Origin of the sequence: Curtobacterium sp. VKM Ac-2884, assembly GCF_015350945.1 — a bacterium.
GTDB lineage: Bacteria > Actinomycetota > Actinomycetes > Actinomycetales > Microbacteriaceae > Curtobacterium.
In genome coordinates this window covers 763,287-784,899 of the sequence record NZ_JADKSA010000002.1, presented here as the reverse complement: position 1 = coordinate 784,899, position 21,613 = coordinate 763,287, and the positions used below count along the sequence as shown (strand labels likewise).

Here is a 21,613-nt window from a genome sequence, read left to right as displayed (position 1 = left end):
CTCACGGCTGCTGCCCCTTCTCGGTCGTGCTGGCCACGTGTTGGCCGGTGCTGGTGCTCGTCGACGGTGCTGCGACGCGTCGGCCGATCTCGGCGTGGGTCATCTGGTTCTCGGTGCGTCGGCTCGGGTCCGGGATCACCTCGGTGCCCGCACCGCGCAGGGTGAAGACCTCGAGCAGGATCGAGTGCGGGATCCGGCCGTCGATGATCGTCGCGCCGCCGACCCCGCCGACCACGGCGTCGAGGCACGCGGTCATCTTCGGGATCATGCCCGACTCGAGCGACGGCAGGAGCGCGCGGAGCTCCTCGACCGCGATGAGGTCGACGAGCGAGTCGCGGTCCGGCCAGTTGCGGTACAGGCCGGGGACGTCGGTGAGCATGATGAGCTTCGACGCACGCAGCGCGATCGCCAGGGCACCCGCGGCCGCATCGGCGTTCACGTTGAGCGCCTGGTCCGGGTGGGCGTCGTCGATCGCGATGCTCGACACCACCGGGATCCGGCCGGCCTCGATCGCGGCGAGCACCCCGGAGGGGTCGACGTGGGTGATGTCACCGACGTGCCCGAGGTCGTACTCCTGCCCGTCGACGACCACGCCCTTCTGCTCACCGGTGAACAGCGACCCGCCGTCGCCGAACACGCCGACGGCCAGGCCCTCGCCGTGCTCGTTCATCAGGTCGACGATCTCGCGGTTGACCTCGCCAGCCAGGACGTCGCGGACGACCGAGATCGCCTCGGTCGTGGTGACGCGGTAGCCGCCACGGAACTCGGACTCGATGCCCTGTTCCTTGAGCGCGGCCGAGATCTGCGGACCCCCGCCGTGCACGACGACGGGGTGCAGCCCGGCGTAGCGGAGGTAGACCATGTCCTCGGCGAACGCACGCTTGAGGTCCTCGTTCACCATGGCGTTGCCGCCGAACTTGACGACGACGACCTTGCCGGAGAACCGCTTGAGCCACGGCAGGGACTCGATCAGGGTCGCGGCCTTGACGGCGGCGAACTCGTGCTCTTCTTCCTTCGTGAGGGGCGTCCCGGCCCCTTCGGTGTCGTTCGCCATCAGCTGGAGTACGCGCTGTTCTCGTGCACGTAGTCGTGCGTGAGGTCGTTGGTCAGGATCGTCGCCGAGTGCGTCCCGACGCCGAGGTCGATGCGCACGTGGGTGTCGCGCGGCGTCAGGTCGACGGTGTCGCTCGGCTGGTCCGGGGCGCCGGCGTGGCAGACCCGGACACCGTTCATGCTGACGTCGACCGCGTACGGGTCGAAGTCGGCGTCGGTGGTGCCGATGGCCGCGAGGACGCGGCCCCAGTTCGGGTCGTTGCCGAAGACGGCCGCCTTGAACAGGTTGTTGCGCGCGACACTCCGGCCGACGGTGACGGCGTCGTCCTCGGTCGCGGCGTGCACGACCTCGATCGCGATGTCGTGGCTGGCACCCTCGGCGTCCTGCTGCAGCTGGCGGGCCAGGTCGGCGCAGACCGCGGTCAGGGCTTCCTGGAAGTCGCCGACCTCGGGCGTCACCCCGCTCGCACCCGACGACAGCAGCACGACGGTGTCGTTCGTCGACATGCAGCCGTCCGAGTCGACGCGGTCGAAGGTGATGCGGGTGGCCGCACGGAGCGCCTGGTCGAGCTGGTCCGGGGTCTGCACGGCGTCGGTGGTGATCACGACGAGCATCGTCGCGAGCCCGGGTGCGAGCATGCCGGCACCCTTCGCCATGCCGCCGACGGTCCAACCGTCCTCGGTCACCACGGACTGCTTCGCCCTGGTGTCGGTCGTCATGATGGCCGTGGCCGCATCCGGGCCGCCGTCGGCGCTCAGTGCGGTGCTCGCCAGGTCGACCCCGCGCAGCACGTTGTCGCGGAACGTCTGGTCGCCGACCCCGATGAGGCCGGTGGAGCAGACGACGACGTCGCCCGCGCCGATGCCGAGGGCGTCGCCCACGGCTTCGGCGGTCAGGTGCGTGGTCTGGAACCCGAAGGGCCCCGTGAAGCAGTTGGCGCCGCCGGAGTTCAGGACGACGGCCCGCGCGACGCCGTCACCGACGACCTGGCGGGACCAGATCACCGGGTGCGCCTGCGCGCGGTTGCTGGTGAAGACCGCGGCCACGGCCGCGTCGGGCCCGTCGTTGACGACGAGTGCCACGTCCGGCTTGCCGCTGGTCTTCAGGCCGGCGGTCACCCCGGCAGCGCGGAAACCCGCTGCCGCGGTGACGCCCTGGAGGCCCGGTTCGCCCTGGGTGGGCTTGCTCACGTCGGTGAGGTCGGTCACGGTGCGACTCCGTCCACGCTGAGGCCCAGGGTCTCCGGCAGACCCAGGGCGATGTTGGTCGACTGGACGGCGGCACCCGCCGTGCCCTTCGCGAGGTTGTCGAGCGCCGTCACGGCGACGACGCGGCCTGCGGCCTCGTCGACCGCGATGCCGACGAGCGCGGTGTTCGCGCCGATCGTGTCCGCGACCCGGGGGAACTCGCCCTCGGGCAACAGGTGCACGAACGGCTCGTCGGCGTAGGCCTGCTCCCAGGCGAGCCGCACGTCGCGGGCGCTGACACCCGGGGTGATCTTGGCCGTCGTCGTCGCGAGGATGCCCCGCGACATCGGCACGAGCACGGGCGTGAACGAGATCGTCACGTCGGCAGCGCCCGCGACGACCAGGTTCTGCTGGATCTCCGGGACGTGCCGGTGCGTGCCGCCCACCGCGTAGGCGCTGGCGGAGCCCATGATCTCGGACGCCAGGTAGGTGTTGGCGAGCTTCTTGCCGGCACCGCTCGGGCCGACGCTCAGCACCGCGACGATGTCGTCCGACTCGACGAGCCCGGCCTGGATGCCCGGCTGGATGCCGAGCGTCACCGCGGTGACGTTGCAGCCGGGGACCGCGATCCGCTTGGTGCCGACCAGGGCCGAACGCTGCTTGCCCTGCGACGCGATGTCCTCGACCTCGCGCCACTCATCGGCCGAACCCGGGGTCCGGGCGGCGAGCAGGAGCTCCGGCAGGCCGTAGGTCCAGGCGCCGTGGTAGTCGCCACCGTAGAACTGCGCCCAGGCCGCGGGGTCCGTCAGACGGTGGTCCGCGCCGCAGTCCACCACGAGGGCGTCGTCGCCGAGCTCCTCGGTGATCGCCCCCGACTGACCGTGCGGCAGCGCCAGGAACACGACGTCGTGCCCTCGGAGCGTCTCGGCCGTCGTCTTCTCGAGGGTCAGGTGCGACAGCGACCGGAGGTGCGGCTGCGTCGCGATCAACGGCTGTCCGGCGTTCGAGAACGCCGTCACCGTCCTGACGTCGAACTCGGGATGGGCGGAGAGCACGCGCAGGAGCTCACCACCCGCGTAGCCGGAGGCTCCCGCCACGGCGACGGATACGGACATGGGATTCCACCTTTGGTCGGACTGGTCGTCGAGAGAGTCGGAGGCGGCGACCCCGGGCGGTGCTGATCCCGTCGTGGGTCAGTCGCGCAGGGTCGCCCCGAATCGCTCGCCGGCACGTCGGACTGCGCCGTCGCGGGCCTCGGTGGCCTCGGCAGCGGTCAGCGTGCGGTCCGTGGCACGGAAGCGCAGGGCGAACGTCAGGGACTTCTGTCCCTCGTCCACGCCGGAGCCCCGGTAGTCATCCACGAGCCGAGCATACTCCAACAGGTCTCCGGCACCAGAGCGGACCGCATCCAACACGTCACCGGCCGGCACCCCGGCGTCGACGACCAGGGACAGGTCCTGCGTCGCCGCCGGGTACGACACGATCGGCGCGACCGCGACGAGGTCGGGGGCCGCTGCCACCATGGCGTCGAGGTCGAGCTCGACCACGGCCACCACGCGGGGCAGCACCGCGGCGGCGGACAGTTCCGGCAGGAGTTCGCCGGCGACGCCCACGACGGTGTCGCCCATGAGCAGCGACGCCGCGCGGCCCGGGTGCAGGGACGGGTGGGTGGTCTGCGCGACGCGCAGTTCCACGCCGACGGCCCACGCGACCTGGCGAGCCGCGTCGATCGCATCGGCGATGCCGTACGGCTCCGCCGCGACGCCCGCCTGCTTGCCGACGCGGTTGCCGGTGAGCAGGGCGGACACGTGGAACGGCTGGGCGGGCAGGGACGCGTCGAGCGCCTCGAGCGTCGCGCGGTCGGGCAGCGCGGCACCGGCTGGGACCTCGTCGGTACCGAGCGTCACGCCCGTCACCGGCAGGAACACCCGCGAGGTCTCGTAGAGCGCGACGTCGAGCAGGCCGCGCGAGACGTTGCGACGGGCGGCGTCGACGAGGGCCGGCACACCACTGCGGCGGAGCAGGTTCTGCTCGCTGTCGAGGGCGTTGGCGAGGACGACGCTCGGGCCGCCCTCCGGGTCGATCCCCGGGTAGGCGTCCTGCGTCGCGGCGGAGACGAACGGCGCCGTCACCGCTTCGACCAGACCCGCGGCGGCGAGGGCCGCGGAGACCCGACGGCGCGCCTGCTGGTGCGGGGTGAGTCCGCGTCCGGGCGGGGCGACGGGGAGCACGCTCGGGATGCGGTCGTACCCGACGATCCGCGCGACCTCTTCGACCAACGTGGTGTCGTCGGTCAGGTCCGGACGCCAGGTCGGCGGGGTGACGGCGAGCTGCGCACCGTCGGCCTGCACCGTCGCGCCGATCGCACGGAGGGTGTCCACGACCTCGGCGTCGGTGTAGTCCACGCCGATGAGCTCGGCCGGACGCGAGGTCCGCATGGCGACCGTCGCGCGGGGCTCGGTGTCGACGAGCGTGGAACCGAGGGTGTCGGCCGTGCCGCCGGCCAGCTCGACGAGGAGGTCGACGGCGCGGTTCGCAGCAGCCTCGGCCACCATCGGGTCGACGCCGCGCTCGAACCGACGGGAGGCCTCGCTCGGCAGCTTGTGGCGGCGAGCGGTCCGCGCGATCGAGACCTGGTCGAAGCCGGCTGCCTCGATCAGGACGTCGGTCGTGCTCGCCGAGATCTCGGTCCGGGCACCGCCCATCACGCCGGCGAGCCCGACGGGGCCGTCGTCGTCGGTGATGACGAGGTCCTCGGGATCGAGCTTCCGCACGGCGCCGTCGAGGGTCTCGAGCGTCTCGCCGACAGCCGCACGACGGACACCCAGGCCGCCGCGGACGGTCGACAGGTCGTAGCCGTGCAGCGGCTGGCCGAGCTCGAACATGACGTAGTTCGTGATGTCGACCGGCAGCGAGATCGACCGGACGCCTGCCAGTGCGAGCCGCGACACCATCCAAGCCGGTGTCTTCGCGGTGGGGTCGATGCCACGGACGACGCGGGTGACGAAGGTGCTCGCGCCGACGCGACCGCGGATCGGGGCCTGGTCGTCGATCGTGACCGAGAAGCCCTCGGCCGTGCGGGGTGCGACCCGGTCGACGGGGTCGTGGAAGCTCGCGCCGGTGGCGTGGGCGTACTCACGCGCGACACCGCGCATGCTCAGCACGTACCCACGGTCCGGCGTGACGTTGATCTCGACCGCCGCATCGTCGAGGCCGAGGAGCGCGATGGCGTCCTGGCCGACGTCGGGCTCCATGTCGAGGTCGGCGAAGCGGAGGATGCCCTCGTGCTCGTCGCCGAGACCGAGCTCGCGTGCCGAGGCGATCATGCCGTCGGAGACGTGGCCGTAGGTCTTGCGGGCCGCGATCGGGAACGGTCCGGGCAGCACGGCACCGGGCAACGTCACGACGACGAGGTCGCCCACGTCGAAGTTGTGCGCACCGCAGACGATGCCGCGGGGTTCGGGCTCACCGACCTCCACCTGGCACCAGTTGATCGTCTTGCCGTTCTTCTGCGGCTCGGGGACGCGCTCGAGGACCCGGCCGACCACGACGGGGCCGGTCAGGTCGAACGTGTGGACGTCCTCTTCCTCGAAGCCGACCGAGACGAGCGCCGCGTGGACGTGCTCGAGGGTGACGTCCTCGGGGAGGTCGACGGACTCGCCGAGCCAGCGGAGTGGGACGCGCATCAGACCACCGTTCCGAACTGCTGCGAGAAGCGGATGTCGCCCTCGAGGAAGTCACGCATGTCGTTCAGGCCGTTGCGGAACTGCAGCGTCCGCTCGATGCCCATGCCGAAGGCGAAGCCCTGGTACTCGTCCGGGTCGATGCCGGCGGCACGCAGGACGTTCGGGTTGACCATGCCGCAGCCGCCCCACTCGACCCACCGGGCGCCACCCTTGGCGTTCGGCTGCCAGACGTCCATCTCGGCGCTGGGCTCGGTGAACGGGAAGTAGTTCGGGCGCAGACGGATCTGTGCCTCGGCGCCGAAGACCTGGCGGGCGAAGTGCTCGAGCGTGCCGCGCAGGTGCGCCATCGTCAGGCCCTTGTCGATCGCGATGCCCTCGACCTGGGTGAAGACCGGCAGGTGCGTGGCGTCGAGCTCGTCGGCGCGGTACACGCGGCCCGGGGCGATGACGTAGAGCGGGAGGTCGCGGGACAGCAGCGACCGCACCTGCACGGGCGACGTGTGGGTGCGCATGACCAGGTGGCGGTCGACGGGCTCGACGAAGATCGTGTCCGCCATGGCCCGGGCCGGGTGGTCCTGGTCGAAGTTCAGGGCGTCGAAGTTGAACCACTCGTGCTCGAGCTCGGGGCCCTCCGCCACTTCCCACCCCATGCCGACGAAGATGTCCGCGACGGCCTCGTTGAGCAGCGAGAGCGGGTGGCGCGAGCCGGTCGGGCGGTGGGTCGGCAACGCGGTGACGTCGACGCGCTCGGCCTCGAGCCGCGCGCGCTCTTCGGCCACGGCGAGGACCGACTCCTGCTCGGCGATCGCCGCGTTCAGCCGCCCGCGGGCCTGACCGACGAGCTTGCCGGCCGCGGCCTTCTGCTCCGGCGGGACGCTGCGCATCGACGCGTTCATCCGAGCCAGCGGCGACTGCTCACCGGTGTGCTCGGCCCTGGCCTGCTTCAGTTCGGCGACCGTCGTCGTGGCGCGGACGGCGGCGAGTGCTGCGTCCACGGCGTCGGCGACGGCCGATTCGCTGATCTCGAGAGGTTCTGACACGAGACCCAAGCCTACCGGCCGACGGGATACCACCCGCCTGCACCGAGCAGACGGTGGATGACCGTCAGTACCGGCAGGCCTGTGGAGGAACGTCAGCTCCGGAGTGCGAACGCCGACTCGTACAGGCAGACCGAGGCCGCGGTCGCCAGGTTCATCGACTCCGCCTGGCCGTAGATCGGCACCTTCACCGCACGGTCGACGAGCGCGAGGTCCTCGGTGGTGAGCCCACGGGCCTCGTTGCCGAACACCCACGCGGTCGGACCGTCGAGCATGCCCTCGGCCCGGACCACCGGCAGGTCGTCGCCCGAGACGTCGGCCGCGAGCACGGTGTACCCGAGTGCCTTCGCCCGCGCGATCGTGTCGGCCAGGGTGACGCCGACCGACACCGGCACGTGGAACAGCGAGCCCGTGGTCGATCGGACGACCTTCGGGTTGTACGGGTCCACGGACCGCCCGGTGAGGACCACCGCGTCGGCGCCGGCGGAGTCGGCGGCGCGGATGATCGTGCCGGCGTTCCCCGGGTCCCGCACCTCTTCGAGGATGGCGACCAGCCCCGGCAACGCGGCCGGCTCGTCGGCGTCCCCACGGGCCTCCAGGTCGACGGCAGCGGCAGCGTCACCGACGCGACGGTCCGGGAAGACGTCCTTGACCGACGTCGGGAACTGCTGGCAGACGGCGACGACGCCCTGCGGCGTCACGGTGTCGGCCATCGCGTCGAGGACCTGCTCCGTCACGAACCAGGTGTCGACCGGCGCGTCGTCGAGCCCGTAGCGGGCTGCGGCGGTCGGCGTCACGTAGAGCTCGCGCAGGAGCTCCGGGGCGTACTCGAGTGCTTCACGCACCGCCTGCGGCCCCTCCAGCAGGAAGAGGCCCGTTTCGGCACGGACGTCCTTCTTCGACAGGGCCGCGACGGCCTTCACGCGTCCGGCACGGGGGTTCTCGAGGAGTTCGCTCACGACCCAAGTCTAGGAACGACGAAACCCCCGCCGTGCGGCGGGGGTTTCGCGAGCAGAAGAACTGACTACGCAGCCTTCGGGGCCGAGGTGTCGGCCGGGAGGGCCTTCTTCGCGGTCTCGACGAGCGCGGTGAAGGTCTCGGGGTTGTTCACCGCGAGGTCCGCGAGGATGCGACGGTCGACCTCGACACCGGCCAGACCCAGACCCTGGATCAGACGGTTGTAGGTCAGGCCGTTCGCACGGGACGCAGCGTTGATGCGCTGGATCCACAGGCGACGGAACTCGCCCTTCTTCGCGTGACGGTCGCGGTACGCGTAGACCAGGGAGTGGGTGACCTGCTCCTTGGCCTTGCGGTACAGACGCGAACGCTGGCCGCGGTAACCCTCGGCGCGCTCGAGGATGACGCGGCGCTTCTTGGCGGCGTTGACCGCTCTCTTTACTCGTGCCATTGCACTATTCCTTTACGATCCGGGGGCTCAGTGGCCGAGGAGCTTCTTGACGTTCTTCGCGTCTGCCTTGGAGAGGACCTGGTCCTCGTTCAGGCGGGCCTTGCGCTTGGAGCTCTTGACCTCGAGGTTGTGACGCATACCGGCCTGCTGCTTCATGACCTTGCCGGTACCGGTGATCTTGAAGCGCTTCTTCGACCCGGAGTGGGTCTTCTGCTTGGGCATGGTGGTGCCTTTCCGTGGGATGGATGGGAGCCGCGTCGTTGCGGGGTCGGTCTGGGTGACCTACTCGGCGGGAGCGTCGCTCTTGGCCGGTGCCGTGTCCTGCGCGGGAGCCTCGGCCGGGGCCTCGGTCTCCGTCTCGGCGTCAGAGTGGTCCTTCGCAGCGTGCTCGGTGGCACGACGCTCGGCCTTCTGTGCAGCGCGCTTCGCGTTCTGCTCGCCCTTGACGTCGGACTTGTTCTTCAGGGGGGCGATGATCATCGTCATGTTGCGGCCGTCCTGGGTGGGACGGGACTCGACGACGCCGAACTCGGCGATCTCCTCCGCGAACTTGTGGAGGAGACGGACACCCTGCTCCGGACGCGACTGCTCGCGGCCACGGAAGAGGATCATCGCCTTCACCTTGTCGCCACCGAGGAGGAACCCCTCGGCGCGCTTGCGCTTCGTCTCGTAGTCGTGCACGTCGATCTTCAGGCGGAAACGGACCTCTTTCAGGTCCGTGTTCACCTGGTTGCGACGGGCTTCCTTGGCCTTCTGAGCGGCTTCGTACTTGAACTTGCCGTAGTCCATGATCTTGGCCACGGGCGGCTTCGAGTTCGGCGCGACCTCGACCAGATCCAGTTCGGCTTCCTGCGCGAGGCGCAGTGCCATGGCGATCGGGACAACGCCGACCTGCTCACCCTGCGGGCCGACGAGTCGGACTTCGGGAACGCGGATTCGGTCGTTGGTACGGGGATCGGTGATGCGGAGCTCCTTCAATCAGGTGGTGGTCGTCCGGGACGTTTGCCCTGGACGACAGCACGAGAGAGGAGATCTGACGCACGGATCGGAACCCGTTCGGCAGCCGCCCTGCGTCGGATCCGTGGACCCGACCGACGTGTGCACCCAGTTGCTGTGCACTCGTGGAGCGGTGGTGACCCGGTAGCCTGGTGGAACGCGGCCGCGGGTGGGAGAGACTCCTCTTTCGTGACACCGTCCGAGCGCTTCAGGAGAACCTGATGGCACACGGACAGCATCTGCCGCGAGCGAGTCTAGCAGAGGAGCACCGTGACCGACACCCCGATCGACGACGACGGCAGCGGCATCGACGCCGCCAGGGACATCTCGGAGGTGCCGGCCGTCGAACTCATCAACACCGTGGCCGTGCACCTGCTCAGTGCCGCCGCCGTGAAGGTCGGCCTGGCCGACGACCCCCAGGAGCAGACCGACCTGGACGAAGCGCGCAAGCTCATCACCGCACTGGCCGGCCTGGTCACCGCTGCGGCGACGGAGATCGGCGACCACCACGCCCGTCCGCTGCGCGACGGGCTGCGCTCGGTGCAGCTCGCGTTCCGCGAGGCGTCGGCGATCCCGGACGCGCCGGGCGCCGGGCCGGGCGAGAAGTACACCGGCCCCGTCAACTGATGGCTGGCAGCCGACGCGTGACGGGCACTGTCCGTCACGGCGTCGGACGGGAGGCCCGTGGCGGGATCGCCACGGGCCTCTCGTCTGCCTCGGGGTGTGCGGTCAGGACCCGCTGCGGCCGACCAGGCGGGTGACGGCCGCGAGCGGGATGCCGACCCAGTCGGGTCGGTTCCGGGTCTCGTAGACGACCTCGTAGACGGCCTTGTCGAGCTCGAACGCATCGAGGAGCTCGCGGTGCACGCGGAGGTCGGCGCCGGTGCCCCGCTGGTACCCGTCGAGGAACCGCACGCGTGCTTCGTCCGCCCATCCCGCTGCGTCGACCGGTTCCGCGTCGTGCGCCAGGGCTCCGGCGACGTAGTCGAACGACCGGAGCATGCCGGCCACGTCGCGGAGCGTGACGTCCGGCAACGAGCGTTCGGCCAGGGGGCGGAGCGGCTCCCCCTCGAAGTCGAGGAAGACCCAGCCGCGCGGCTCGGGGGCGGCGAGCACCTGCCCGAGGTGCAGGTCGCCGTGGATGCGCTGCAGGTCCGGCCAGGGCGTCGCCGCCGCCGCCGCGTAGACCGCACGGATCGCGTCTGCGTGCTCGGCGACGGCCGGGGCCTCGCGCGCGGCGGTGTCGAGCCGCTCGTGCATCGTCGCGACGGCCGTGGCGCGTCGGGCCTCGTCGGCGGGCTCGGACGGCAGTGCCTCGGCGAGGGTGCGGTGGACGTCGGCGAGCGCCACCCCGAGCTGCTCGGCCCGGTCGCCGAAGGGGGTGCCGGCGTGCGCTTCCTCGAGGGCCACGCGCCAGGCGTCCTCGAGACCCGGCAGGAACTCCTGCGCGAACGCGAGGTGACCGGTCGCGGTGCCGCTGCCCTGCCCGACGTCGGGCCAGCTGCCCCGCAGTGCGCCGTAGACCTGCGGGACGCGCGCGCTGCCGGCTGCGGACAACGCGAGCTGCGTCGTGACGTCGGGGTTGTCGCCGTGGTGCAGGACGCGGAACACCTTGATGATGACCCGGGCGCCGGACTCGGTGTCGCAGATGACCGAGGTGTTGGACTGCTCGCCCGTCAGGACGCGGGCAGCGGTGACGGTGCCGATGGGGCGGAGGCTCTGCGGGTCCGCGTCGATGCGTGCGGCGAGCGCCGTGATCCACGTGTGGTCGGTGGTGGCGTCGGCGATCGTGCCGTCGGGGCCACTGGTCACGGGTGACTGGTAGAGGACCGGAGCCGCGGGTGCTGCTGGGGCTTCGTCGAGGACGAGCCGGGTGCCGTCGGCGGTGGAGAGGGTGCGGAGGCGCGGCACGGACCCCTTCGAGGCGTACCACCGGCGGTCGGCGATCCAGGACTCGAGGTCGTGGTCGCTCGCGGCGGTGTCGATCGAGGCGCTACCGCTCGGGGGTGCGGTGTCGCGGGTGTCGGGTGCGGTGTCGCGGGTGTCGGGTGCGGTGTCGCTGGGGTGGCGGGCTCCGTCGCTCATGCAGCGGACCGTACGCGCCGAGTGCTGGCGAGGTGCCGAGTCCGCCACTCATCCCTGCACAGCTCGCGGTTCTGGGCCGCCCGTCCACAGAACGCGCCCGCGCTCGGACCGCACGGGCGCCGGGGGACGACACTTGCGGACATGCCGAGCCAGCAGCCCGCCCCCGACACCGCCCGCACCGATCCCCGCCGGAGCTGGCGGATCCCCGACGACCGCCGACTGCCGGCACTCGAGCCCCTCGCATCCGCCGTCGAACGGCACGAGCCCGTGACGCTCCGCGAGACCGTGTGGGACTCCGACGAGCGCGTGCTCGCGGCCGAAGGGGTGACGCTCACCCGCGCCCAGGACGGTTCCTGGAGCCTCGACCACGGCGACGGCCCGGAACCGGTGGGCGCGGACCTCGATCGACCGGACCGCGAGCAGCCCCCGCGTGACGGGATCGAGGTGTTCCTGCGCGGGCGGGCGGTGGCGACGGTCCGCGTCCGGGACACCACGACGACGCTCGTGACCCTGCGCGGCAAGGACGGTCGGGTGCGGGCCGAGATCGCCGACGTCCGCGTGGACGAAGGCGACCCGGACACCTCCGTGCTGCGGTCCGCACGGTGGTGGGCGCTGTCGGACGACGGGCGGGACGGCACCACGGCGCGAGCGGCCGAGCGGGCCCTGGACGACGCGGCCACCGAGCCGCCGTCGACCTCGGCGGTCGCGGTCCCGCCCGCACCCGTGCTCGCACCGGAGCGGCGCGGCATCCGGGCGAAGCGACCCCGTTCGGGCACCGCTGCGGCGTTCGTGCTGCGGGTCCTCGAGTCGTTGCGCGCCGACCTCGTCGCGGTCGACCCCCGGGTCCGCGCCGACGACCACGAGTCGGTGCACGACTTCCGGAAGGTGGTCCGTCGACTGCGGAGCGTGCTCGCGGCGTACCGCGGAGCGCTCGACCGTGAGGCGACCGAGGCACTGCGGGCCGCCCTCGCCGAGGCCGGACGCGTCGCCGGTGTCGCCCGCGATGCCGAGGTCCTGCACGGCGGGCTGTTCCGGTCGGCGGCGCGGGCCCCCGACGGCTTCGTCGACGCGCCGACGCTGGACCGGATCGGCGCGCAGGCGGCGGCACTCCGCAGTGCGGCCGCAGCGGAACTCCGCCAGGCGCTGCGCTCGGACGACTGGTTCCGCACCCTCGACGCGGTCGACCAGCTGCTGCTCCGTGCGCCGGCCGGACCGCACGCCGACGACGACGCCGCCGCCTTCGTCGCGAAGCGCATCGACCGCGAGCGCTCTCGGGTCCGAGAACTGGTCGACGGTGGGGCGGCGGGTCTCGACGTCCTGCACGAGATCCGGAAGGCGGCACGGCGCCTGCGGTACGCGCTGCAGGCAGCCGGTGACGTAGCCGACCTCGGGAAGCGACGGCTCGGCCGACTGCGGCGGGTGCAGGAGACACTCGGTGACGCCCTCGACGCGGCCCACGCGGCGGAGGCCTACCGGCAGCTGTCCGGGCCCGCGGCTCGGGACGGCGCCGACACCTTCGGGTACGGGGCGCTGGCGACGGCCGAGCACGCGGTGCTCGAGCGGGGGCTGCGACGATCGCGGAAGGTGCTCGCCCGGCTGTGAGCGCTGCCGAGCGTGAGGCTCGGCGCGCTGCTCGTCGGGCTGCTCTGCGAGAATCGCAGGCGTGCCCCACTACCTCGAGGACCTCGCCGCCGGACAGACCTTCACGACCCCGGGTCGCACGATCACCGAGGCGGACGTCGTGTCCTTCGCCTCGTGGACGAACGACAACAACCAGGTGCACACCGACGTCGAGTTCGCCGGCAAGACCCGGTACGGCCAGCGGATCGTGCACGGCTTGCTCGGCACCTCGCTCTGCCTGGGGCTGATCGCACGGACCGGGGTGTTCGAGGGGTCGGCCGTGGCACTGCTCGGGATCGACCAGTGGCGGTTCACCGCGCCGGTGTTCATCGGGGACACCGTGACCTGCGAGGTCGAGATCCTGTCGACGCGCCTGACGAGCTCCGGCACGACCGGCATCGTCGAGCGGACGGTCTCGCTGCGGAACCAGCGCGGCGACGTCGTGCAGCAGGGACGCATGGACGTGATGGTCCTGACGCGCGACGCCGCGATCGCCTGACGTCGCCCCGAGCACCCGCCGGGTTCTCCGGATGGCAATCGTTGCGACGCTCTTTACAACGATGTACCGGCGCGGGAGCATGGACCCATGAGCACGCTCGACGGCACCGTGGCCGCACCTGACACCGCATCCGCTCCCGCACTCCCCCTCGCCTCGCGGCAGGACGGCACGTACCCCCGGCCACAGATGCTCCGCACCGCCTGGGCCGACCTCGACGGCACGTGGTCCTTCCGGAACGACGGCGACGACACCGCCTGGCGCACCGGGTTCCCCGACGCCCGCGACATCGTCGTGCCGTTCCCGCCCGAGTCCGTCGCCTCGGGCATCGACGAGCCCGGCTTCCACCCCGTGGTCTGGTACTCCCGCGCGATCACCCGCGCCGACCTCGAGGCAGCCGGACACGGCACCGCCGCACCCCGACTCGTCCTGCACTTCGGCGCCGTCGACTACCGCGCCCGCGTCTGGATCGACGGCCAGTTCGTCGGCGAGCACGAGGGCGGCCACACGCCGTTCTCCTTCGACGTGACCGACGCCCTCGCCACCGACCCCGACGCCGTCCACACCTTGGTCGTCCGCGCCGAGGACGACCCGCACGACCTGACCCAGCCCCGCGGCAAGCAGGACTGGCACGAGGACCCGCACGCCATCTGGTACCGCCGCACCACGGGCATCTGGCAGACCGTGTGGCTCGAAGCCGTGCCGACCGCCTCGATCGAGTACCTGCGCTGGACGAACGTCGACCACGCCACCGTCCGCCTGACGGTCCGGATCGCGGGCCACCGCACCGGCGGCGAGCGCCTGCGCATCGTCGCCCGGTGGGACGAGCGCGACGAGCACCTCGCCACCGTCGAGGCCACGCTCGACGACACCTCGGACGAGTTCGACGTGGTCGTGCCGATCTCGCGCCAGACGAACGGGCAGGCCGAGGACGAACTGCACTGGACCCCGGACGCCCCGCGCCTGGTCGACGCCACGGTCTCGCTGCTCCCCCGTACCGGCGCGACGCCGATCGACTCCGTCGCGTCCTACTTCGGACTCCGCACCGTCGGCGTCGACGGCGGCACCTTCCTGCTGAACGGCCGCAGTTACGACGTCCGCAGTGTCCTGAACCAGGGCTACTGGCCGGACTCGCACATCGCCGCACCGTCGCGCGAGGCGTTGCGCCGCGAGGTCGAGCTCATCAAGGAGCTCGGCTTCAACGCGGCCCGCAACCACCAGAAGATCGAGGACCCCCGGTTCCTGTACTGGGCGGACCGGCTCGGCATCCTGGTCTGGGGCGAGGCCCCCGGCGCCTACGCCTTCTCGCCGCGTGCCGTCCAGCGCCTGATGCGCGAGTGGATGGACGCCGTCGAGCGTGATGCCTCACACCCGTCGATCGTCACGTGGGTGCCGGCGAACGAGAGCTGGGGCGTGCAGCACATCGCCACCGACCCGGCGCAGCAGGCCTACGCCCGGTCCTTGGCCGACGTCACACGGGCGATCGACCCGACGCGTCCGGTGATCTCGAACGACGGGTGGGAGCACACCAACTCCGACATCGTCACGGTCCACGACTACGAGGGTGCCGGCGATGCCCTCGCGAAGACCTACGCGGACGATGCCGCGCGCACGGCACTGTTCGCCCACTTCGGCCCGGCGGACCGCTGGGTGCTCGTGGGTGGCGCGCAGGACCTCGGCCAGCCGGTGATGCTCACCGAGTTCGGTGGCGTGAACTACCAGCCGGGTGCACAGCGGGAGGACGGCTGGGGCTACACCTCGGCCAGCGACGGCGACGACTGGGTCACCCGCATCACGGCGCTGTACGACGCGATCCGGGCGAGCTCCTTCCTGGCCGGCTCCTGCTACACGCAGCTGACCGACACCATGCAGGAGACCAACGGCCTGCTCAACGCCGACCGCTCCCCGAAGGTCCCGATCGAGCAGATCCGTCGCGCGGTCACCGGTCGCTAGCCGGGAGGCCCACACTTGGTGAGCAGCAATGGTCGGGTCCGGCAGACGGACCCGACCATTGCTGCTCACGATGCACGCAGGTCGGCGCGCGGCCCGACGCATGGCCGCCCGCTGGCGCGGGCACGGGCCCTGGTCTGCGAGGATCGGGCGGGTGACGAGCGTGGCGGAGACGAGCCGGGCCTCCCGGTCGGGGGTGCGCAGCCTGCTGACCGGACCCCGCAGCGCGTGGACCGCGCCCCTGCTCATCTGGGCCGCCTCGCGCCTGGTGAGCACGTTGCTGCTCGCCACCATGTACGTGCTGGCGACCGCGAACGACTGGACGTTCGCGTCGTACCGGCAGGACCCGTCGTTCTTCACGTTCTCCGGATCGTGGGACGCCTCGTTCTACCGGACGATCGCGGAGCACGGGTACCCGGCCACACTCCCCCTCGACGCCGCGGGCCACGTCGCGCCGAACGCCTGGGCGTTCCTGCCGGTGTTCCCGGCCGTCGTGCGCGTCGTCATGGCCCTGACGGGGGCGTCGTTCTGGGTCGCGGGCGTGCTCGTCGCGACGATCGCGGGCGCCGGGGCCTGCGTGCTGCTGTACCGGCTCGTGCTCGCGGTGGGCTGCTCGCACCGGGCCCGCTGGGCCACGGCACTGTTCGCGTTCGCACCGACCGGGTTCCTGCTGCAGGTCGCCTACGCCGAGAGCCTGCTGCTCGTGCTGCTGTTCGGCGCGCTGCTGGCGCTGGTGCGGCGTCGGTACTGGCTGATCGCGCCGCTCGGGGTGGTCGCGGCGTTCACGAAACCCGGGGTCCTCGCGTTGGCGGTGGCGCTGGCCGTGCACCTGGTCGTCCGGTGGGTCGGGTCCCGCCGGTCTGCTCGACCTGCCGAGGTGTTCCCGTGGCGTGACCGCATCACGATCGTGGCGTCCGGCCTCCTCGTCGCGGCGGCGGGTCTGGCGTGGCCGGTGATCGCCTCGGCGGTGACCGGGCGGCCGAACGCCTACCTGGACACCGAACTGTCGTGGTGGGTGGGGTTCGTCGGGCGACAGCACTTCGCCCCGCTGACGCCGTGGTTCACGATGGCCTCGACGTGGCTCGGACCGCTCGGCATCGTGCTCGTCGTCGCGGTGCTCGCCGGCGCCGTGTGGTTCTTCTCGCGCAGGAGCACCCGGGCCCTCGGACCGGACGTCCTCGCGTTCACGGCGTCGTACGGGCTGTACCTGGTCGCGGTGTTCCTGCCGCAGCAGTCGTTGCCGCGGCTGCTCATGCCGATGGCGCCGGTGCTCGGGTCGGACGTGTTCGTCCGGACGCGGCGGCGAGCGGTGACGTGGCTCGTGGTCGGGGTGTGCCTGCAGCCGGTCGCCATCGTTCTGCTCTGGTTCCTCGGGTACCCCTGAGCGGCTCGCGGTGCGCTTGAGCGCTGCGCGGGCCCGTCGGGCTAGGCGTCGAAGGTGTGGAACCAGGCCGTCCCGCCCGGGTGCTGCACCGTGATCATCTCGTCGAGGTCGCGGTACGGGCCGTCCTGGTTGTGGCTCGCCGACTTGATGCGGATGGTGCCGTCGGGCTCGGTGAAGACCTCGGACACGATGGTGGTGTGGTCCGGAGATCCGTTCGCGTTCCAGTCGTAGAACACGATGTCGCCGACCTTGACCTCGTCGCGCTCGTCCGAGCTCCGACGCGTCAGACCGAACTCCGCGGCGTTCGTCTCGAGCCACGGGTCCATCGTCGGGCAGTACGTCCACGTGGCACTGTGCTCGGCACCGGCAGCCCGGTTGTACCAGTCGGAGCGCTGCTCCCAACCGCGGGCGATGAGCGTCTGGGAGACGTAGTTCGCGCAGTCGCCACCGATCGGGTTCATGGTGCCGTACTCGGACAGGTTGTAGTCCTTCCAGTGCGCCATCGCGTACTGGAGCTGCCGGTCGACGTCGGTCAGCGCGGCGTAGGCCATCGACGACGTCGCCACCGCGGTGGACGCATCGGGCACCGGCGCAGCCGTGGGGGTCGGTGTCGCCGTGGCCGAGTCCTGCGTCGCGCCGGTCTGCCCGTCGTTCGCGGCGCTGCCGTTGCCGTCGGACGACTGGTTGGCGGACGGGCTCGGCTCGATCGACTCGGTGAAGAGCGCGACGGCGGCGTCACCAGCGGTGTACATCGCCTGGTGCGGGGCCGTGAAGGTGACCTTCGTGCCCGTGGCCGTGACGTCGCGCGCGGCCACCCCGCCGACCGTGACGCCCTTGACCGCGGCGAGGCCGGTGCCAGCGACGGTGACCGTGACGCCGCCGACGAGCGGGACCTGCGCCGGGGTGAGGGACTTCGCCACCGGCTTCGCGGACGGGGACGACGTCGTCTCGCCGCCGACCGGAGCCTTGCTGCCGTCCTTCTTGCCGGCATCGTCGCTGCCGGACGAGCACGCGGCGACCGCGAGCCCGATCCCGGCGACACCGGCGAGGGACAGGAGTGCGCGGCGGTTCATCGAGGCAGTCATGACACAGCCAGCGTAAGCGACGCACCTGACGTCCCGACACGGCATGATCGTCTCCGGGGGGCGAGCGTCCTCCGTGTCCGCACGGACGCGTTCGAGAGGATCAGCAGACCATGCCCGAGAGCCACGACTTCTTCGTCGCCACCGACCCCGAGACCGCTCGCGCACGGGTGCGCGAGGCCCTCGCCCGCGAGGGCTACACCGTCGACGACGCCGAGCAGGGCGCACTCCGGGCCACGCGCGGCAGCATGGGCCTCACGCTGCTCATCGGCGGGCTCGCGAACGACCGCACCTTCCACACCCGGCTCGACGTGCAGATCATGGTCACCGCGGACGGCCGCACCGTCGCTCGACTGCTGCGCGGCTCCGGCAAGTCCGCGATCAAGGGCGGGGCGATCGGGATCTCGCGTGGCAACCGCGCCTTCGAGCAGGCCGCGAACGCGATCCACACGTCCTTCGCGCAGGCGGGTGTCCTGACGGACAGCTTCGCGAGCTGACGCTCAGGCCGTGACGGGTCCGCTCGGCACGATGACGGACGACGGGCCCGGTGCCAGCTGGCGCCGGGCCTGTCGGCCTCGAGGCGGTCAGGTGCAGGAGACGTCGCGGTCGATGGTCCTGGACCCGTAGGGGACCTCGACCTGGACCATCGCGATCTTGCCGCCGGACAGAGGTGTCCCGGCGCAGGTCTTCCGTGCCTTGGTGATCGTGCCCTTGCCGATCGCGATCCAGTTCGACCGGCCGCGCAGCGGGCTGCTCGACTTGACCGTGCCCGCGATGGTCTTCCACTGCGAACCGTTCGAGTAGATACCGATCGTGCGCACGCCACCGGCCTTGAGCCCGACGATCATGCCCTGCATCGCCGCACGGTTCTGGGCGGTGTCCCGCTGGTACGACAGCCCCGTCTCGACGTCGAGCCACCAGCGGTACGCGGACGGGCTCGCGACGCCACGGCTCTTCACGTCGTCGTACCCGCGGGCGTACCCGTACATGAAGGAGCACGCCAGGGTGACCTGCTTCTTGCCACCCTTGGTCACGCACTTGCCGAACGGGTTGGTGGGCACCGTGCCCTGGTAGCTGTTCGACGTGGGCCAGACCGACGCTGCGAGGCCCGGATTGGCGAACAGCACGTACAGCTGCGTCTTCGGCTGGGCCGAGCCCCCGACCGACCGCCCAGCCCACGCGAGTTGTTCGGCGAGGCACGGGTTCGTGGTGTTGCCGAGGGAGCCGTTGACGCCGACGATGCCGAACGCCTGGTCGGTCGGGACCTGGCGGCCGCACTGCGGCCAGGAGATGTCGACTCCCAGCGGGGTGACCGCTGCCGACGCGGTGGAGGACGGACCGACGGCGACGATGCCGGCGACGACGACCACCGTGGTCGCGACGGTCGCGATGAGACGACTGATACGGAACATGCTCTCCCCCTGGTCGGGCCCGGCGGGCCGGAAGCGCCCACCGGCGCACGGGGAGTCTAAGGCGGTGCGTCGGACAACACACCACCCCTGTTCGTCCACAGCACGACGACAGCAGAACGGCCCGGAACCTGTGGGTTCCGGGCCGTTCGTGTTGCTACCTGGTGGAGCTAAGGGGATTCGAACCCCTGACCTTCTCATTGCGAACGAGACGCGCTACCAACTGCGCCATAGCCCCAAGTGCTCGATCACACTAGCACCACCGTTCGGCCGATCCGAAATCGTGGAGAGCCGTTCGGCGTGCCGCTGGTGCCGCGGGTCAGACCGCGCGGCGCCGACGCATGATCGCGTCGAGATCGGCCTGCTGGTACGCGTCGTCGTCCAGGACGCCCATGCCGGCCCACTTGCTCGGGGGGCCCGGCGGCGTGGTCGGCTCGTCCGGCGTCTCGGCGACGAGCTCCGGGACGGCGGGAGCCCGCAGCCCCAGCCGCTCGGCGAGACGCCCCTGGTCGTGGGCGGACAGCGACGCGGCAGCGTCCTCGAGCTCCGGACGCATCCGGGACACGGTGGCGAGTGACGGGTCGGCCTCGCCTGCGCGGATGGCAGCAGCTTCCGCCTCGGCCTCGGCCTTGGCCTCGGCGACGCGCTCCTTGAGTCGCGCGGCGAGCTCGGCCGACGACTCCGGCGAGGCAGCGGGCGCTGTCGGACGCTCCACGTACAGCGGCTTCGGCACCCGGTTCGGGGTCCAGCTGCGGTCCTCCGCGGGCTCTGCGGACTGCTCGGTCGACAGCGGCGGCGCCGGGTCCGTCCACGTGCTCGCGGGCCGGGAGGCACGGGTCGCGCCCGCCTCGGCCGCCGCGACACGGGTCTTCCGTGCCGTCGCCACCTGGTGCAGCTGGGCCAGGACCGCTGCGGACCCACCCGCGGCGAGGAGCCCGGCGACACCGACGAGCCACAGGGCGGGCGACGCGACGAAGACGACCAGCGCGACGACGACGCCGAGCGTGCCGAACAGGGTGGCTCCGAGGCGGGAGCGGCGCATGCGCATCGCGGTCAGTGCGGGCACCGACGACGCACGCTCGAGGACGGGGGCCTGCTCGGCGAGCCGGCGGGTGATCTCCCGCTGACGTGCGGCCTCGTGAGCGCGGACGATGGCGGTGCGCTTGGCCTCTTCGGACCGGGCGACGCGCTGCGCCTCGGCCAGGGACTTCGCGTTCATCTCGACACGGACCTCGTCGGGCAGTTCGGCGGTCTGCGCCAGGATCCGCAGGGTCTGCTGCAACCGGATCGCGTTGCGTTCGGTGGCGAGGTACTGGCGTCGGGCGGCCCACGAGGGCATCAGGTAGACGAGCCAGAGGACGGCCGCGACGAGCAGGACGATGCCGCCACCCCACGAGCCGATTCCTGCCATGGGGACACGGTAGGGGCGGGGGTATCCCCGTCGCGTGATTGCGGAACGCGTGTTGCGCTTGTCGCGGCGGAATCTACAGCCGGGGCGTCGTGGTGATCGGCAACGCCGCTTCGTCGCGGGCGGCGAGCGGTACGGCGCCGAGGCCGGGTGGCACCTGCCCGCGGACCCAGCGCTCGAGGACGCCCTCGCGGACCTCCTCGGCGACGAGCGCGAAGCAGAAGTGGTCGCGCCAGTCCCCGTTGATGTGGATGTACCGGCGACGCAGCCCTTCGTACCGGAACCCGAGCTTCTCGACGACGCGCAGGGACGGGGCGTTCTCGGGCCGGATGCAGATCTCGATGCGGTGCACGCCGACCGCGCGGAAGCAGTGGTCGACGGCGAGGGCGACCGAGATCGGGGTCACGTTGTGTCCGGCGGCGTCCTCGACGACCCAGTAGCCGATCGAGGCGCTGGCCAGTGACCCGTAGGTGATGCCGGAGACGTTGAGCTGCCCGACGAACTGGCCGTCGAGCTCCATCGCGAACGGCAGTCCGAGTCCCGCGCGGGCGTTGGCCTGGAGCGCGCGGATGCTGCCGCGGACGTCGGTGGAGACGTGTCCTGAGGGGTTCGTGGCCTCCCAGGTGCGGAGCCACGAACGGTTCGACGCGAGCGCGAGGTCGAGGTCGCGCGTGTCACGGAGCCGGAGGGGCCGGATGGTGACCCGCCCGTGGGACAGGGTCGGGATCGTCGTCATCGCTTGGTTCCTCCGGGATCCCGCCGCTGTGCGGGACGGGGTGTCCCGCCCGGGTCCGTGTGCACGGTCCCGGGC

General features: G+C 71.6%; 20 protein-coding genes and 1 tRNA gene. 6 read left to right on the top strand and 15 right to left on the bottom strand.

Translation table 11 applies throughout. The annotated features are described in order from the left end of the window. Position 1 precedes the first annotated feature (1 nt). From argB to infC, 9 genes are all read right to left on the bottom strand, one after another. Positions 2-1,054: an acetylglutamate kinase gene (gene argB, locus ITJ60_RS08375; protein ID WP_123293376.1), complete on the bottom strand. Its 1,053-nt coding sequence runs from the start codon at positions 1,052-1,054 to the stop codon at positions 2-4. Continuing rightward, positions 1,054-2,262: a bifunctional glutamate N-acetyltransferase/amino-acid acetyltransferase ArgJ gene (gene argJ / locus ITJ60_RS08370; RefSeq protein WP_235035773.1), complete on the bottom strand. Its 1,209-nt coding sequence runs from the start codon at positions 2,260-2,262 to the stop codon at positions 1,054-1,056. The genes argB and argJ overlap by 1 nt, the downstream gene beginning before the upstream one ends. Continuing rightward, positions 2,259-3,356: an N-acetyl-gamma-glutamyl-phosphate reductase gene (locus ITJ60_RS08365; protein ID WP_194647577.1), complete on the bottom strand. Its 1,098-nt coding sequence runs from the start codon at positions 3,354-3,356 to the stop codon at positions 2,259-2,261. The genes argJ and ITJ60_RS08365 overlap by 4 nt, the downstream gene beginning before the upstream one ends. Positions 3,357-3,434: 78 nt before the next feature. After that, complete coding sequence (pheT, locus tag ITJ60_RS08360; protein WP_194647576.1) at positions 3,435-5,927, bottom strand: phenylalanine--tRNA ligase subunit beta; 2,493 nt, start codon at positions 5,925-5,927, stop codon at positions 3,435-3,437. Beyond that, the gene (gene pheS, locus ITJ60_RS08355; RefSeq protein WP_111086283.1) at positions 5,927-6,967 is read right to left on the bottom strand and encodes a phenylalanine--tRNA ligase subunit alpha; all 1,041 of its coding nucleotides are present in this window, start codon (positions 6,965-6,967) and stop codon (positions 5,927-5,929) included. The genes pheT and pheS overlap by 1 nt, the downstream gene beginning before the upstream one ends. 92 nt (positions 6,968-7,059) lie before the next feature. Then, the gene (locus ITJ60_RS08350) at positions 7,060-7,923 is read right to left on the bottom strand and encodes a TrmH family RNA methyltransferase (protein ID WP_123293373.1); all 864 of its coding nucleotides are present in this window, start codon (positions 7,921-7,923) and stop codon (positions 7,060-7,062) included. A gap of 65 nt (positions 7,924-7,988) precedes the next feature. Further along, entirely contained in the window at positions 7,989-8,372 is a 384-nt protein-coding gene (gene rplT / locus ITJ60_RS08345) for a 50S ribosomal protein L20 (protein ID WP_111086285.1), read from the bottom strand. A gap of 27 nt (positions 8,373-8,399) precedes the next feature. Beyond that, complete coding sequence (gene rpmI, locus ITJ60_RS08340) at positions 8,400-8,594, bottom strand: 50S ribosomal protein L35 (RefSeq protein ID WP_111086286.1); 195 nt, start codon at positions 8,592-8,594, stop codon at positions 8,400-8,402. A gap of 60 nt (positions 8,595-8,654) precedes the next feature. Further along, on the bottom strand, positions 8,655-9,350 hold the full coding sequence (gene infC / locus ITJ60_RS08335; RefSeq protein ID WP_123293372.1) for a translation initiation factor IF-3: 696 nt from the start codon (positions 9,348-9,350) through the stop codon (positions 8,655-8,657). Between the two features lie 288 nt (positions 9,351-9,638). Between infC and ITJ60_RS08330 the strand changes: the two genes are divergently transcribed. After that, entirely contained in the window at positions 9,639-9,995 is a 357-nt protein-coding gene (locus tag ITJ60_RS08330; RefSeq protein ID WP_173170823.1) for a DUF1844 domain-containing protein, read from the top strand. A gap of 102 nt (positions 9,996-10,097) precedes the next feature. Here ITJ60_RS08330 and ITJ60_RS08325 read toward each other — a convergent pair whose 3' ends face one another. Further along, on the bottom strand, positions 10,098-11,453 hold the full coding sequence (locus tag ITJ60_RS08325) for a phosphotransferase (protein ID WP_194647575.1): 1,356 nt from the start codon (positions 11,451-11,453) through the stop codon (positions 10,098-10,100). Positions 11,454-11,594: 141 nt separating this feature from the next. On the opposite strand from ITJ60_RS08325, the gene ITJ60_RS08320 reads away from it, so the two are divergent. From ITJ60_RS08320 to ITJ60_RS08305, 4 genes are all read left to right on the top strand, one after another. Continuing rightward, the gene (locus tag ITJ60_RS08320) at positions 11,595-13,055 is read left to right on the top strand and encodes a CHAD domain-containing protein (protein ID WP_194647574.1); all 1,461 of its coding nucleotides are present in this window, start codon (positions 11,595-11,597) and stop codon (positions 13,053-13,055) included. A 61-nt stretch (positions 13,056-13,116) separates the two neighbouring features. Further along, a complete protein-coding gene (locus ITJ60_RS08315; protein ID WP_132099016.1) occupies positions 13,117-13,572 on the top strand; it encodes a MaoC/PaaZ C-terminal domain-containing protein in 456 nt (151 codons plus the stop codon). 87 nt (positions 13,573-13,659) lie between these two features. After that, on the top strand, positions 13,660-15,522 hold the full coding sequence (locus ITJ60_RS08310) for a glycoside hydrolase family 2 protein (protein WP_194647573.1): 1,863 nt from the start codon (positions 13,660-13,662) through the stop codon (positions 15,520-15,522). 151 nt (positions 15,523-15,673) lie between these two features. Then, a complete protein-coding gene (locus tag ITJ60_RS08305) occupies positions 15,674-16,903 on the top strand; it encodes a hypothetical protein (protein WP_194647572.1) in 1,230 nt (409 codons plus the stop codon). 41 nt (positions 16,904-16,944) lie between these two features. Here ITJ60_RS08305 and ITJ60_RS08300 read toward each other — a convergent pair whose 3' ends face one another. Then, positions 16,945-17,988, bottom strand: a complete 1,044-nt coding sequence (locus ITJ60_RS08300) for an amidase domain-containing protein (RefSeq protein WP_194647571.1) — start codon at positions 17,986-17,988, stop codon at positions 16,945-16,947. A gap of 110 nt (positions 17,989-18,098) precedes the next feature. Between ITJ60_RS08300 and ITJ60_RS08295 the strand changes: the two genes are divergently transcribed. Continuing rightward, positions 18,099-18,482, top strand: a complete 384-nt coding sequence (locus ITJ60_RS08295) for a hypothetical protein (RefSeq protein ID WP_123340806.1) — start codon at positions 18,099-18,101, stop codon at positions 18,480-18,482. Between the two features lie 87 nt (positions 18,483-18,569). Here the strand turns inward: ITJ60_RS08295 and ITJ60_RS08290 are convergent, their stop codons facing one another. The 4 genes from ITJ60_RS08290 to ITJ60_RS08275 all read right to left on the bottom strand — a co-directional run bounded on the left by ITJ60_RS08290 (position 18,570) and on the right by ITJ60_RS08275 (position 21,538). Then, positions 18,570-19,397, bottom strand: a complete 828-nt coding sequence (locus ITJ60_RS08290; protein WP_194647570.1) for a hypothetical protein — start codon at positions 19,395-19,397, stop codon at positions 18,570-18,572. Between the two features lie 159 nt (positions 19,398-19,556). After that, a tRNA-Ala gene (locus ITJ60_RS08285) sits at positions 19,557-19,632 on the bottom strand. Between the two features lie 81 nt (positions 19,633-19,713). Continuing rightward, the gene (locus ITJ60_RS08280; RefSeq protein WP_194647569.1) at positions 19,714-20,805 is read right to left on the bottom strand and encodes a hypothetical protein; all 1,092 of its coding nucleotides are present in this window, start codon (positions 20,803-20,805) and stop codon (positions 19,714-19,716) included. Positions 20,806-20,878: 73 nt separating this feature from the next. Beyond that, entirely contained in the window at positions 20,879-21,538 is a 660-nt protein-coding gene (locus tag ITJ60_RS08275; RefSeq protein ID WP_194647568.1) for a GNAT family N-acetyltransferase, read from the bottom strand. Positions 21,539-21,613 lie beyond the last annotated feature (75 nt).

What these genes read in the sequence shown, in the direction of transcription:
- argB (WP_123293376.1), bottom strand. Translation starts at nt 1,054, where the DNA reads ATGGCGAACGACACCGAAGGGGCCGGGACGCCCCTCACGAAGGAAGAA.
- ITJ60_RS08365 (WP_194647577.1), bottom strand. Translation starts at nt 3,356, where the DNA reads ATGTCCGTATCCGTCGCCGTGGCGGGAGCCTCCGGCTACGCGGGTGGT.
- pheT (WP_194647576.1), bottom strand. Translation starts at nt 5,927, where the DNA reads ATGCGCGTCCCACTCCGCTGGCTCGGCGAGTCCGTCGACCTCCCCGAG.
- rplT (WP_111086285.1), bottom strand. Translation starts at nt 8,372, where the DNA reads ATGGCACGAGTAAAGAGAGCGGTCAACGCCGCCAAGAAGCGCCGCGTC.
- rpmI (WP_111086286.1), bottom strand. Translation starts at nt 8,594, where the DNA reads ATGCCCAAGCAGAAGACCCACTCCGGGTCGAAGAAGCGCTTCAAGATC.
- ITJ60_RS08325 (WP_194647575.1), bottom strand. Translation starts at nt 11,453, where the DNA reads ATGAGCGACGGAGCCCGCCACCCCAGCGACACCGCACCCGACACCCGC.
- ITJ60_RS08320 (WP_194647574.1), top strand. Translation starts at nt 11,595, where the DNA reads ATGCCGAGCCAGCAGCCCGCCCCCGACACCGCCCGCACCGATCCCCGC.
- ITJ60_RS08310 (WP_194647573.1), top strand. Translation starts at nt 13,660, where the DNA reads ATGAGCACGCTCGACGGCACCGTGGCCGCACCTGACACCGCATCCGCT.
- ITJ60_RS08300 (WP_194647571.1), bottom strand. Translation starts at nt 17,988, where the DNA reads ATGACTGCCTCGATGAACCGCCGCGCACTCCTGTCCCTCGCCGGTGTC.
- ITJ60_RS08295 (WP_123340806.1), top strand. Translation starts at nt 18,099, where the DNA reads ATGCCCGAGAGCCACGACTTCTTCGTCGCCACCGACCCCGAGACCGCT.
- ITJ60_RS08290 (WP_194647570.1), bottom strand. Translation starts at nt 19,397, where the DNA reads ATGTTCCGTATCAGTCGTCTCATCGCGACCGTCGCGACCACGGTGGTC.
- ITJ60_RS08280 (WP_194647569.1), bottom strand. Translation starts at nt 20,805, where the DNA reads ATGGCAGGAATCGGCTCGTGGGGTGGCGGCATCGTCCTGCTCGTCGCG.
- ITJ60_RS08275 (WP_194647568.1), bottom strand. Translation starts at nt 21,538, where the DNA reads ATGACGACGATCCCGACCCTGTCCCACGGGCGGGTCACCATCCGGCCC.